Origin of the sequence: Tateyamaria sp., assembly GCF_039945315.1 — a bacterium.
GTDB lineage: Bacteria > Pseudomonadota > Alphaproteobacteria > Rhodobacterales > Rhodobacteraceae > Tateyamaria.
Genome location: NZ_JBDUXB010000005.1, coordinates 33430 through 46106, shown reverse-complemented (window position 1 = coordinate 46106; position 12677 = coordinate 33430). Strand labels below are relative to the sequence as shown.

The 12677-nt window shown below is 59.1% G+C and carries 13 protein-coding genes; 3 read left to right on the top strand and 10 right to left on the bottom strand.

Features of this window, described 5'->3' with window-relative positions:
* Window positions 1–45: 45 nt before the first annotated feature.
* From ccmB to yajC, 7 genes are all read right to left on the bottom strand, one after another.
* Entirely contained in the window at window positions 46–702 is a 657-nt protein-coding gene (ccmB, locus tag ABJD00_RS01740; RefSeq protein WP_413835984.1) for a heme exporter protein CcmB, read from the bottom strand.
* Window positions 699–1313, bottom strand: a complete 615-nt coding sequence (gene ccmA, locus ABJD00_RS01735) for a heme ABC exporter ATP-binding protein CcmA (RefSeq protein WP_413835986.1) — start codon at window positions 1311–1313, stop codon at window positions 699–701. Before ccmA ends, ccmB begins: the two co-directional genes overlap by 4 nt.
* A gap of 115 nt (window positions 1314–1428) precedes the next feature.
* Window positions 1429–1782: an Mth938-like domain-containing protein gene (locus ABJD00_RS01730; protein WP_413835989.1), complete on the bottom strand. Its 354-nt coding sequence runs from the start codon at window positions 1780–1782 to the stop codon at window positions 1429–1431.
* Between the two features lie 5 nt (window positions 1783–1787).
* On the bottom strand, window positions 1788–2540 hold the full coding sequence (locus ABJD00_RS01725) for a TSUP family transporter (protein ID WP_413835991.1): 753 nt from the start codon (window positions 2538–2540) through the stop codon (window positions 1788–1790).
* The gene (gene secF, locus ABJD00_RS01720; RefSeq protein ID WP_413835994.1) at window positions 2533–3501 is read right to left on the bottom strand and encodes a protein translocase subunit SecF; all 969 of its coding nucleotides are present in this window, start codon (window positions 3499–3501) and stop codon (window positions 2533–2535) included. Before secF ends, ABJD00_RS01725 begins: the two co-directional genes overlap by 8 nt.
* Before the next feature lie 3 nt (window positions 3502–3504).
* A complete protein-coding gene (secD, locus tag ABJD00_RS01715; RefSeq protein WP_413835996.1) occupies window positions 3505–5169 on the bottom strand; it encodes a protein translocase subunit SecD in 1665 nt (554 codons plus the stop codon).
* The gene (gene yajC / locus ABJD00_RS01710) at window positions 5169–5447 is read right to left on the bottom strand and encodes a preprotein translocase subunit YajC (protein WP_108838952.1); all 279 of its coding nucleotides are present in this window, start codon (window positions 5445–5447) and stop codon (window positions 5169–5171) included. Before yajC ends, secD begins: the two co-directional genes overlap by 1 nt.
* 242 nt (window positions 5448–5689) lie before the next feature.
* Between yajC and ABJD00_RS01705 the strand changes: the two genes are divergently transcribed.
* Complete coding sequence (locus tag ABJD00_RS01705) at window positions 5690–6385, top strand: trypsin-like serine peptidase (RefSeq protein WP_413836000.1); 696 nt, start codon at window positions 5690–5692, stop codon at window positions 6383–6385.
* A 235-nt stretch (window positions 6386–6620) separates the two neighbouring features.
* Window positions 6621–7913, top strand: a complete 1293-nt coding sequence (gene serS, locus ABJD00_RS01700) for a serine--tRNA ligase (protein ID WP_413836002.1) — start codon at window positions 6621–6623, stop codon at window positions 7911–7913.
* Here the strand turns inward: serS and ABJD00_RS01695 are convergent.
* Window positions 7910–8986, bottom strand: a complete 1077-nt coding sequence (locus ABJD00_RS01695; RefSeq protein WP_413836005.1) for a DUF2235 domain-containing protein — start codon at window positions 8984–8986, stop codon at window positions 7910–7912. The genes serS and ABJD00_RS01695 overlap by 4 nt on opposite strands.
* A gap of 94 nt (window positions 8987–9080) precedes the next feature.
* Here ABJD00_RS01695 and ABJD00_RS01690 point away from each other — a divergent pair, with 94 nt between their 5' ends.
* Window positions 9081–9770 (top strand): hypothetical protein, encoded by a 690-nt coding sequence (locus ABJD00_RS01690; protein WP_413836007.1) that lies wholly within the window; start codon window positions 9081–9083, stop codon window positions 9768–9770.
* Here the strand turns inward: ABJD00_RS01690 and der are convergent.
* Entirely contained in the window at window positions 9767–11224 is a 1458-nt protein-coding gene (gene der / locus ABJD00_RS01685) for a ribosome biogenesis GTPase Der (protein ID WP_413836010.1), read from the bottom strand. The two genes, ABJD00_RS01690 and der, sit on opposite strands and share 4 nt — an antisense overlap.
* A gap of 81 nt (window positions 11225–11305) precedes the next feature.
* Window positions 11306–12676, bottom strand: a complete 1371-nt coding sequence (locus ABJD00_RS01680) for a PQQ-binding-like beta-propeller repeat protein (RefSeq protein WP_413836013.1) — start codon at window positions 12674–12676, stop codon at window positions 11306–11308.
* Window position 12677: the final 1 nt, after the last annotated feature.

Here is a 12677-nt window from a genome sequence, read left to right as displayed (position 1 = left end):
GTCTTACCTAAATCTTCGCCGCAGCCATCTCAATCAAAATGCGCGTTATCTGAGGTTCACGCGCAGCACAGCCCCTGCGGCAAAGGGCATCAGGGCCAGAACCGCTGCTGTGATCCCCGCAACAAACAGCAAAGGGGTGCTTGCATCTAGCCCTTGCGCCGCACGCCGCGCCGCCTCTGCCCCAAAGATCAACGTCGGCACATAAAGCGGCAGAACCAACAGGGACATCAGCAACCCACCCCGCTTGATCCCCACCGTCAGTGCAGCACCAAAGGCCCCGATCATCGACAGCGCCGGTGTGCCAAGCGCAAGGCTCACCACCAGTACGCTGTATCCTTCAGGCGCAAGGTTGAGCAGCACGCCCAACACAGGGGCCGCCAGCACCAGCGGTAGGCCCGTGGTCACCCAATGGGCGGCCGCCTTGACCGCCACAACGCCCTCCAGTGGCAAGGGCGAGGTTGCGAGCAAATCCAACGCGCCATCCTCAAAATCCACGGCCAGCAACCGGTCCAGAGACAACAGACACGCCAGCAGCGCCCCCAGCCACAACACCCCCGGCGCGATACGCGCCAACAGGTCCGGCGCCGGGCCAACCGAAAACGGCACCAGCACAACCACGATCAGGAAAAACGCAAGCCCAAGGCCAAATCCCCCCCCGGCGCGCAAGGCCAGCGTCAGGTCGCGGACAAACAGCGCTCTCACAAGAACGCCTCATCCGCATGGGCCATCGTTTCGGCAGCAGCACGAAACGGGGTGACATCCAGCACATCCGCGTCCAGTCCAAGTTCGATATGGGTGGCAATCAGGGCTGAACCACCCCCGTTCAGATGCGCACGCACCGCATCCGCAAACAACCCGACAGAGACCGCATCCAGTGACACCGTCGGCTCGTCCAGCACCCAGACCGGGCGCCCCGTGACCACCATCCGGGCCAGTCCCAGACGCCGCTTTTGTCCAGCCGACAAAGATGCAGCCCGCCGGTCCGCAAGAGCCTCTAGATCGAAGGCACGCAAAGCGCCCTCAATGTCGCGTTGGCCAAAGACGGCGCCCCAGAACCGCAGGTTCTCTGTCACGGTCAACGCAGCCTTCAAACCGTCCGCATGGGCACCATAGGCCACGCGATCTTCTGCGCCGGCGAGATGCCCTGCCATGGGCGGCTGCAAGCCTGCAACGGTGCGCAACAACGTGGTCTTGCCCGCCCCATTTGGCCCACGCAGCACCAGTGCACGGCCTGAAGACAGCGCAAAATTCAGCCCCGCCAACACCGGAACGCCCGCGCGTCCCACAGCCAGATCAGAAACAGTCAGGTCCATGGCATCATCGCTAACGGATTGAGGCTGCTCACAAAAGCCCTCGATCCAACTTCATCTTGCAAAACGGACTCCGTGGGAAGTGCGCACGCACCGTCGGCCTGCCCCCTGCAAAGGCTCAAACAGGCAGCATTGCAAGAGCAACTCGGCGCCCTTCGCTCAAAAGCACATTGTACGTACGCGCCGCAGATGGCGACGACATCACCTCGACCCCAATACCAGCGCCGTCCAGCGCTGTGCGCAGATCGGCCGGGATATGCGCAATCTCAGCGCCCGTGCCAAGAAACAGCACATCTACGACGCCCGAGAGATCCAAAAGGTCCTCTGGCGCCTCCAACCCACCCCACGGCCCGGTTCCTTTGGGCCCGGTCAGCACCGCGCCCTGTATCACTTCACCGCCAATGCGAAAAAACCCGGGGCCGTAACCCTCTACAGGTTTGGCATCGGTATAGGTGATCTCATTCAGACGCATATCGCTCAACTCCAGACGGGCAGACCCACAATAGCGGACAGTGCAATGACGATATAGGCCACGCTGCGAAAAAGTCGTTCTGCCTTTGGATCAAACAGCCATGCGCCCAACACGTTGGCGCACATGTAAACCGGCACGCAGACCAACCCCACCGTAATCGCCAGCAGGTCCAACAAACCTGTGGCTGCAAAAATGGCAATCATCAGAACATCAATGCCCAGAAGGTACAAAAGAAAGTTGGCACGGATCGTAGCGATAGGCATTGCACTGGCCATGTAGAGCATGATCACGGGCGGCCCCGGCACGCCGACGAGGCCGCCCAGGAATCCACCAACGCCACCTACTCCGAAAGTACTGGAATGGCTAAGCCGACCCGAATAACGCCAGCCCGTCATCACCAGCACAAGAAGCACCAACACAACAACGGAAACGGCCCATCCAAAAACCGCAGGTTCAAGCTGCGACAGCGACCAAAGGCCCAGCGGCAAGGTCAGCGCAGCGCCCCCCAGCAACAATGCCACCTCGCGCGCGTCACCTGTACGCCATGCCGCGCGCAGATTGGGCAAAGGTCCCCAGAACTCCACAACAGTGAGAAACGCAAGTGCTGCAAAGGGGCCCAGCACCGAACTGGCCACGGGCATGATGATCATGGCCGACCCAAAGCCGGTGAAACCGCGCACGAGGCCGGCCATTACAATCGCCCCCAGCAACCACCACAGCCCCGGCAAGGCCAGGGCCGAGGCGATCAATTCAGGCATCTATGTTGGCGTATTGGTTGCCTGCATTGGCATCCGGCTTGTCCCAGTTGCGCTTGACCCCAAGCCACAACAGGATGGTCGAAGCGACAAAGACGGAACTGTAGGTCCCTACGATTACGCCCCAGATCATCGCGAACACGAATCCGCGGATCACGTCGCCGCCAAGCACATATAGTGAGATTAGCGCCAGCAGCGTGGTCACAGAGGTCATCAACGTTCGGCTCAGCGTCTCGTTGATCGAAATGTTGAGCACTTCGTTGAGGGGGCGTTTCTTGTACTTGCGCAGGTTCTCCCGCACGCGGTCAAACACAACCACCGTGTCGTTAAGGCTGTAGCCCACGATCGTCAGAAGGGCTGCAATAATGGCCAGATCGAACTTGATCTGCAGTTCGGAAAACACGCCAATGGTCAGGATCACGTCATGAACAAGGGCCGCCACAGCCCCCAGCGCAAACTGCCATTCAAAGCGAAGCCAGATGTAGATCAGAACCGCCGCGATGGCCAAGATCACGGCCAGTGCCGCCGTCTGGATCAACTCGCCCGACACTTTCGGCCCAACGGATTCGACAGAGACGAACTTGATGTCCGGCACAGCCTCTTTCATCGCTGCTTCAACGGCAAAAATGGTCTCGGGCGTCACCGCTTCCTGCCCGTCTTGCGCCTGAATGCGGATCATCGCCACGTTCTCATCTTCGTCAAACGTGGGGTCAAACACTTCGGTTATCGAGATATCGCCCAGTTCCAGCGGGGTCATCGCATCGCGGTAAACCCCAATGTCGACGGCTTGCGTGCTCTCGGTGCGGATTGTAGTCCCGCCACGGAAATCTATCCCAAAGTTCAGGCCCTGAATGGCGAAAGACACAAAGCCGAGGATGACCAGCAGTGCCGATATCCCCAGCCAGATCTTCCAGCGGGAAAAGAAGTCATAGGTCGTACCCTGTTTGATCAGTTTCAAACGCATCGCTCAGACCTCAATCGTTTTCGGGCGGCGGCGTTCAAACCACATGACCAGCAAAAGGCGGGTCACGAAGATCGCCGTGAACACGGATGTCATGATCCCCAGCCCCAAGGTTATCGCAAACCCGCGTACAGGGCCCGACCCCATGGCAAACAGGATCACGGCCGTAATGAATGTGGTGATGTTGGCATCCAAAATGGCCGACAGCGCCTTTTCATAGCCAAGTTCAATAGCGCGCGCCGGACCACGAGCCGATTTCAGCTCTTCGCGAATACGCTCAAAGATCAGCACGTTGGCATCCACCGCCATCCCCACTGTCAACACGATCCCCGCAATACCTGGCAGTGTCAGCGTCGCCCCAATCAGGGACAAAAGACCAAAGATCAGCCCGATATTCACAATCAGCGCAATATTGGCAAAGATTCCAAACAGCCCATAGCTCAGGAACATAAAGACCAGCACCGCGGCAAAGGCGACCATAGTCGCCACCTTGCCCGCATCGATACTGTCCTGGCCCAGTTCAGGTCCAATGGTGCGTTCTTCAAGGAAGGTCAGTTCCGCCGGCAAGGCCCCAGCCCGCAGCAAAACGGCCAGATTGGTGGACTCTTCGACATCAAAGTTGCCTGTGATGATCCCTGACCCGCCCGGAATGTGGCTCTGGATCACGGGGGCACTCACCACCTCATCATCCAGCACAATGGCAAAGGGTGATCCGATATTTTCGGCTGTATAGTCCCCAAACGACCGCGCACCGGATGTGTTGAACCGGAAGTTCACCGCTGGATTGCCGTTCTGGTCAAAAGCAGGCTGAGCATCGACCAGGTCTTCGCCAGTGACCACAGGCGCACTCTCGATCACATAGAACTGACCGGGTTCGTCCAGCGACGGAACAAGCTTGTTCCCAAGCCCTGGTGACTGGTCCGGATCCGCAGTCCGGCTAACCACCGGGTTAAAAGTCAACTGCGCCGTCGTGCCAATGATCGCTTTCAACTCGGCAGCCGACCCAATCCCTGGCACCTGAATCAAAATTCGATCGGCCCCCTGACGTTGGATCGTTGGTTCGCGCGTGCCGACCTCGTCGATACGACGGCGTACGATCTCAAGAGATTGCTGGACCGTGCGTTCATCGCTTGCAAGCTTTTCGGCATCGCTGAGCGTAACGACGATCACGTTGGTGCCGTCCGCGCGTACCTCGATATCATTTGCCCCGACACCCGTCAGGGTCTGGACTGGTACGGCCAGGGACCGCACAATCTGCAAGGCGCGCTGCATGCCGCTTTCTTCAGAAATGCGCACGCGCAACTCATCCGGAGCAGACTGTTGAAGGCGAATGGTGCCAACGGTGTTGCGTTCGGGGCGCAAGGCGTCGCGAATCTCGGGCCAGCTGGCCTCCATCCGGGACGCATACACATCCGCAACCTGTACTTCGGCAAGCAAATGCGCTCCGCCGCGCAGATCGAGGCCAAGATTCACAAGAGAGGACGGCATCCAAGTCGGCCATTGCGCCAAGGCGCTCTGGTTCTCTGGCGTATCCGCGCCCAGTTCTATGGCTTGGGCGGCGTCATTGTGCCCCTCAACGCGGGTGTAAAACCCGTTTGGCAGCGCCAATATCAGACCAGCGACGACTGTCGCCCAGATCAGAACCCGTTTCCACCCTTCGATCTGCAGCATTACTTGGCAGGCTCGGTCTTGCTAAGGACTTGTGCGATTGTTGACTGTACCACACGCACTTTGACGCCGTCGGCCACCTCAACTTCGATCTCGTTGTCGTCTTTGACCTTGGTCACTTTGCCAATCAGGCCGCCTTGGGTCACAACCTGATCCCCCCGGCGCAACGCACCGACCATAGCGGCGTGTTCTTTCACTTTCTTTTGCTGCGGGCGGATCAGCAGAAAATACATGATCCCGAAGATGAGGATCAGGGGTACGAACTGAGCAAAGGCTTCCATGTAAGTCGCGTCCTTTTTGTCTTGGGGCAAGCACGCCCGTCGCAAGTTTTGGCATTACCTATTGTTGGTGCGCGCGCGGTGCAAGGTGGAAAGGGCTGTGCAACGACCAATTGGTCGCGCAATGACGTTTTGAGGGTACGGCTGACCGATCTTTCCGGGCACAACCGGCTCCTGCGCCACCCAAAGCGCGCGACAATATGGTGCGATAGACGACTTCAGCAATGGTCGCTAACGTGCGTTCCATGATCCTGCGCATTCTGCTTTTCATCTTTGCCGCTCTGCCCGTTGCCGCAGAAAGCCACCTCACTCCTATGCTTCCGTTGCCAGAGGATAAGGCCGCCGACTGGCCCGCGATCGGGCGTGTCTTTGATCCGAAAAATCCCAACCGTGGTTTTTGCTCCGGCGCGCTGGTGGCGCCGAACCTTGTGCTCACGGCCGGGCATTGCGCTGGAGGTACAGCGTCCAAAGACCGCGACGCACAAACCGTGTTTCTCGCAGGGGCCTTCAACAGTACCGTTTTCGCCAGCCGCCGCATTGTCGAACGGATCAGGCATCCTGACTATCGAAAAAGCGGGCAGCACTCACCCGAAGCGGACATCGGCTTGTGGAAACTCGACAGCCCCATCACAGACATTACCCCGCTTCCATTGGGTCGCCCACAGCAGGACACACTTGCCCTTTTGGGATATCACCGGCTTGCGCCTTATCGCCTGTCTGGCCGCACGGACTGCCCAGTTCGCAAAGCTGCGGCAGATCTGTTTGTGCTGGGATGCCGCGTGATCTCGGGCAATTCAGGTAGCCCAGTGCTGCAACTGGGCCCGGATGGAGCAGAACTGGTTGGAGTCGTGTCGTCTCAGAGCGGTGGAGACGCCATTGCGGTGTCCATCGGGCCATGGAGCCGTACCAACATTGCAATCCATCGCTCGGATGCGCCCTGAAACTGGCCGCTACGCAGTTAACCACCCGGTACGGGCTGTGTTTCTGGTCGGTTGGCCGCATCTGAGGGGCAAGCAAAACACTGAACACCGCATTGACCAAAAACATGCACCAAGCGGTGCACAGGTGGTGCACACCGCGTGTACGCTCTGTGCATCGCCATTCCGCCCCTTTTCGGCGCCTCAACAATCGGGCATATGACCCCCACACATCCACCCTGACCAAAGGTTAGAAACCATGCACGACATCCGCGCCATCCGCGAAAATCCCGCAGCCTTCGACGCCGCCCTCGCGCGACGTGGGGACTCGCCGGTGTCGTCCGAATTGCTTGCGCTTGATGAAGCACGCCGCGCCAAGATTCTGGCAGCAGAAACCGCGCAAGCCGAGCAAAACAAAGCCAGCAAGGAAGTTGGTGCGGCCAAGGGCCGTGGCGAGGAGGCAGAGTTTGAACGGCTGCGCGCCGTCATCGCAGAAAAGAAAAAAGAAATCAGTGTGATGCAGGACGAAGCAAAGGCTTTGGATGCACAGCTCACAGATCGGCTCGCCTACATCCCCAACCTGCCAGCAGACGATGTGCCGGACGGCGCAGACGAGGATGACAATGTCGAGGTCACGCGCTGGGGTATCCCTCGTGACTTTGATTTCAAGCCTCTTGAACACTTCGAACTGGCAAGCGTCGCTCCCGCCATGGATTTTGAGACAGCCGCCAAAATCTCTGGGAGCCGCTTTGTGTTTGGCAAAGGCGCCGTTGCGCGCATCCATCGTGCGCTGGCGCAGTTCATGCTCGACACCCATGTCGACAAGAACGGGCTGACCGAAGTATTCACGCCCGTCCTTGTACGCGACGAAGCCATGTACGGCACTGATAAACTTCCGAAATTTGGCGAAGATAGCTACCGCACCGAAGACGGAATGTGGCTGATTCCCACATCAGAAGTGCCACTGACTTACTCGGTTGCTGGTGACGTGCTCGATGCTAGCGCTCTTCCCATCCGGATGACTTGCCATTCGGTCTGCTTCCGTTCTGAAGCAGGCAGCGCGGGCCGCGACACATCCGGCATGCTGCGCCAACACCAGTTCGAGAAGGTCGAAATGGTGTCGATCACACACCCGGACGAAAGCGAAGCCGAGCAGAAACGGATGCTCCGTTGTGCTGAAGGTATTCTGGAAACGCTTGAAATTCCTTACAGAACGGTCGTGCTTTGCACCGGGGACATGGGCTTTGGGGCGCTCAGAACTTACGACATCGAAGCGTGGTTGCCCGGGCAGGATGCCTACCGAGAGATCAGCTCGGTCTCTACCACCGGTGACTTTCAGGCGCGCCGCATGAACGCCCGCTTCAAGCCCGAGGGTGGCGGCAAGCCACAATTCGTGCACACGCTGAACGGATCGGGTCTTGCTGTCGGGCGCTGCCTGATTGCGGTGCTGGAAAACGGTCAGCAAGTAGACGGATCAGTCAAACTGCCGGACGTGCTTGCACCCTATCTGGGTGGCAAGACGGTGCTGGGCAGCGACGGTATGCTTGCCTAAATGCGCAAGGATTTGGGGCGATAGTCACCGCGCCCCTTCCACCTTTCTCGCACTGAGGCGTGGGTTTCCCACTCCTTAAGCGGGCCTTGGCGCCATTTTTGCAAGAAAGACCGTTTGGGTGTGATCGCAGGTGCATCCACCAATGGATCCGGTTCGCTGGGTGGGAATTTGACCCCCTGCTCAAGCGTCAGCCGGCCCGCCCCCTGTACGACCCAGTCCAGCGGGATCATCGACAGCGGCTGTTCAGCCCCGGACCCACCTACAATGCTGTGATTGCCCACAAACCACATCTGCTGATAGGCGCGCAGAGGGCCGGTGTCACCTTCGTTGAGCCCGCCCTCACCTTCCAGATTGTCCCATTTTGCAGGCTTGTAAAGGACACGGCGCTCATCCAGCGCGAGCGCATGGCGGGCCGATTGCACAAGGCTCGACAGGTTCATGTCGTGGAACTTGTACTGCCGGTTCCAAAGCGAGGCGACGGGTCCAAGCACTGAGGGCGGGATGCCCCGCGCGCCTACAGTGTCCCAAACGCCAATGTAAGCAATGGCCACCAATCGCGACGTGTCGTTGCGCCAGGTCATGTCACTCACCGAGGTCGCAAAACGCGGCGACATCTCGCGCCGCGCCTCACGGATATGTGGCGCATCGGGCGCGTTTCGTTGGCCCTTTTTGCGGTAGAGTTTGAAGGCCGCGTTGATCCCTTCAGTGCTTGTGTCTTCAATGATCCCACATTTGCGGATCATTCCCGCAACAGACCGCGCTGTAAAAGCCCCGCGTGAAAAGCCAAACAGATAAATCTCGTCCCCGGGCTCATAGGCCTGCGCAATGAACTGGTAGGCCTGCTTGACCTTCGCATCGAGGCCCCAGCCAAATGCGCCTCCACCCCATTTGTTGAGGAACCTTTTCACCCGTCCATCAAAACGCTCGTCCGTTCCAATCCCTTGAAAATAGGCGGCAACCTGCCCCCGGGCTGGATCGCTCACCAGTGCCTGCTTTAGTTTATGCACACTGGTGGGTTCCTGGATTTTAGGCGAATTCCACGTTCCATCACAAAAAATCGCAATCCGAGTCATGTGTGGTCAAGTCCTTGAATTACATATGAAAGCAATAGACAGTGCCTAAGCACAGCGTCGCTGAACTACTTTAAATTGTAAACGGTGGAATACCATGCCCCTGATTGTCTTGCTGTTGGCGGTCGCTTTTGCAGCCTCTCCCTTGTGGGTTCCGGGGTTTGGCGGCTTTGATGCGGACCAGTTTCCGGTGCCCCAGATTGACCCGCCCGTGCAGCCCGAAGGCTATGCGTTTGCCATTTGGGGCGTGATTTATCTATGGCTGATTGTCGGGGCCGGTTTTGGGCTATGGAAACGCAGGACTGCGCCCGAGTGGATGGCCATGCGCCTGCCCTTGGCGCTGTCCTTGGGGGTCGGTGCGGTTTGGTTGCCTGTGGCGGTGCGCAGCCCGGTTTGGGCGACAGTATTGATCTGGGTGATGCTGATCACGGCACTTTGGGCACTATGGCGCTCCCCACGCACGGATGCATGGGCGGCGGCATGGCCGGTTGGCCTTTATGCGGGATGGTTAAGTGCCGCGAGTTGCGTGGCCATTGGCTTGCTTCTGGCGGGCTACGGAGTTCTGGAACAAGGCCCGACAGCTTGGATCATGGTCAGTGTTGCGATCGCGCTGGCGTGGGCTGTCCAATGGATTTTGGGCCATACACCCACCTATGGCATCGCAGTGATCTGGGCGCTGGTCGCCATAGCGTTTCAGAACAGCTTTGCCGGTGTGGGGTTGCTGGCACTGGCCGGTGGCGCCGCCCTGATTTCACCCACCCTCAGGGCCGCGCGGGCTTCCAGTTAACTGCGGCGCCCGTTCGTATGTTTGCGCAATTTGCTGGGCGGTGCTTTTTTGCGGCCCTTATAAGGGTTGGCGTCATTCTGGCCGCGCATAAAGATGCGGATGGGCGTGCCCGGCATGTCAAAGTCCAGCCGTAAGCCGTTGACAAGATAGCGGTTATAGCTCTCGGGCACTTTGTCGGGATGACTGCACATCACAACGAACCCCGGCGGGCGGGTTTTGGCTTGGGTCATGTAGCGCAGCTTGATCCGCTTGCCTTGCGGCGCTGGCGGCGGGTGCGCCTCGAGCATGCCAGTTAGCCAACGGTTGAGCTGCGCCGTACTCACCCGACGGTTCCAGACCTCATAGGCCCGAAGGATGGCGTCATGCAGGCGGTCCATGCCCCGCCCTGTCTTGGCAGACACCGTGATTAGCGGAGCACCTTTCAGTTGCGGCAGCAGACGCTCAAAGCTTTCCTTGAGATCTCGCAACTTAGCCTGCTTGTCCTCTTCGACGTCCCATTTGTTGATGGCAACGACGACAGCGCGCCCTTCCCGTTCGGCCAGATCTGCGATGCGCAGGTCTTGCTGTTCAAACGGAATGGCAGCATCCAGCAGCACCACAACCACTTCAGCAAATTTGACCGCGCGCAGACCGTCGCCTACGCTCAGCTTTTCCAGCTTTTCCTGCACCTTGGCCTTTTTGCGCATGCCAGCGGTGTCAAAGATACGCATCGGCGTACCGTTCCAGTCGGTGCGCAGCGAAATCGCATCACGAGTGATCCCGGCCTCTGGCCCCGTCAACAGGCGATCTTCCCCAACGATTTGGTTGATCAGAGTGGACTTGCCCGCATTTGGACGACCGACCACGGCCACCTGCAGTGGCTTGGCGTTGGTGGGCTGAGGAATTGCGTCCGGATCATCGTCTTCTTCATCGAGGTCCACATCAACCTCAGGCGCTTCTTCGGCGGCTTTTTCTGCGTAGAGATCGGCCAGAGGCTGCAGCTGGACATACAGGTCGTTCAATCCCTCGCCATGTTCAGCCGACATGCGGATGGGTTCACCCAGTCCAAGCGAATAGGCTTCGATCACACCCGCATCTGCCGCCGCGCCCTCGCCTTTGTTGGCGGCTAACAAAACGTGGGCAGAGCGTTTGCGCAGGATGTCTGCAAAAATCTCATCCGTCGGCGTCACCCCGGTGCGCGCGTCGATCATGAACAGGCACACATCGGCCATGTCCACCGCCCGCTCCGTCAGGCGTCGCATGCGCCCTTGCAAACTGTCATCCGTCGCTTCTTCCAACCCGGCCGTGTCAATCACGGTAAAGCGCAGATCAGCCAGCCGTGCGGCTCCTTCGCGCAGATCGCGCGTTACGCCCGGTTGATCGTCGACAAGCGCAAGGCGCTTGCCCACAAGGCGGTTGAACAGAGTCGATTTGCCCACATTGGGGCGGCCGACAATTGCGAGGGTCAGGGTCATGGGTCAGGTCCGAACGGATAGGAGTCGCGCACATAGACCAATTGGGCGCCCGCGAAAAGCACCTAAAGTGGTGGCAGCTACTTAGCGGTAGGCGACCAGTTGCCCTTTGCGGTCGACGAGGTACAGCGTCTGACCGGCCACGACCGGCGCTGTAGACGCCCCATTTGGCACCTCAGTCGCCTCGATCAGAGTACCAGATACAGGGTCAAAGCTGCGCATTAGTCCGTCAGATGAAGCGACGATCAAACGCCCTCCGGCCAGAATGGGGCCGTGTTGGGCATAGACCTCGGCTTGCCGCCCCTGCTTGACGTTCACAAAACCGGGCAATGACGCTCCCCAGACCCGCGCGCCATTGCTCGCATCAAGGCGCAGCAATTCGTTGCGATCACTGACCAAGAAGACGCTGCCGCCGACAGGCAGAACAGTGTCGACCGCACCCTCGCTTGCAGTCCAAATCCTTGCACCACTGCGCGCATTTACGGCCACAGTACGTCCTGACTGGTTTCCGGCATAGATTACATTGCCTACCGCAATGGGCCGCCCGGTCACATCATCGTACTTAGACAAGGCCCGTCCCTTGCGTTCGCCCAGCACGGAGGCATCCCAGCGGCGCAATCCACCCTTGCTGAACACAGCCTGCATCTCACCAGAGCCGAATGAAAAGACGGTCAGCCCGGCCACAACAACTGGTGCAGGCGCGCCAAGAACGTTTGTCGGGCTGTCTGATCCGGTGATTTGCCAGGCCAGACGACCGTCTGATTTGTTCAACGCCCAGCCAGTGTCGTCCCCGGCCATAATATAGATCAGATCGCCAAAAACCGTGGGCCGGCCAGATCCTGTCGCCTCAAGGTCTTGGACCCAGATGATATTCCCGGTGGAGGCCTCAAGTGCAGTCAGGGCGCCAAAGCCGGTGGAGACATAAACAACGTTGCCATCAACGGCGAGGCCGCCACCCGTCGCATCACCTTCTTCGGCACCATCAGGCAACACATCGCGTTGCCACAGGACCGCGCCTGATGTCGACACGGCGGTAACAGTGGTTTGCGCATCCAGCGTAAAGATGCGGCCGCCAGACACCACAGGATCCGCGATAATGCGGTGCTTGCGGCTGTCGCCTTCACCGATGTCTACGGCAAAAATCTGGCGCAGCGGTTTCCCCAAGCTTGGATGATCCGTGCGGAAAGCCTGGGTGCCAAAGCTCTGTGCGGCATCTGAGTTTGACACTTGCGCGGGCAATTGAATGCCGCGTGCGGCGTCCGCCACGGTCTCAGCTTCGTCCGTACCTGGCGTGTCTGCTTGCGTCAGAACAGAGCGCACATCTTCACGCGGGCCAGGCAGAATGAATTCGCGTTCGTCGCAGGCCGCCAGAACTGTCAGGGTGATCACGGCAAAACCGAGAATGGTCCGATTGCGCGCAAAAGACCGTCCTTTGGTCGCGCCATGCTCTGTCATG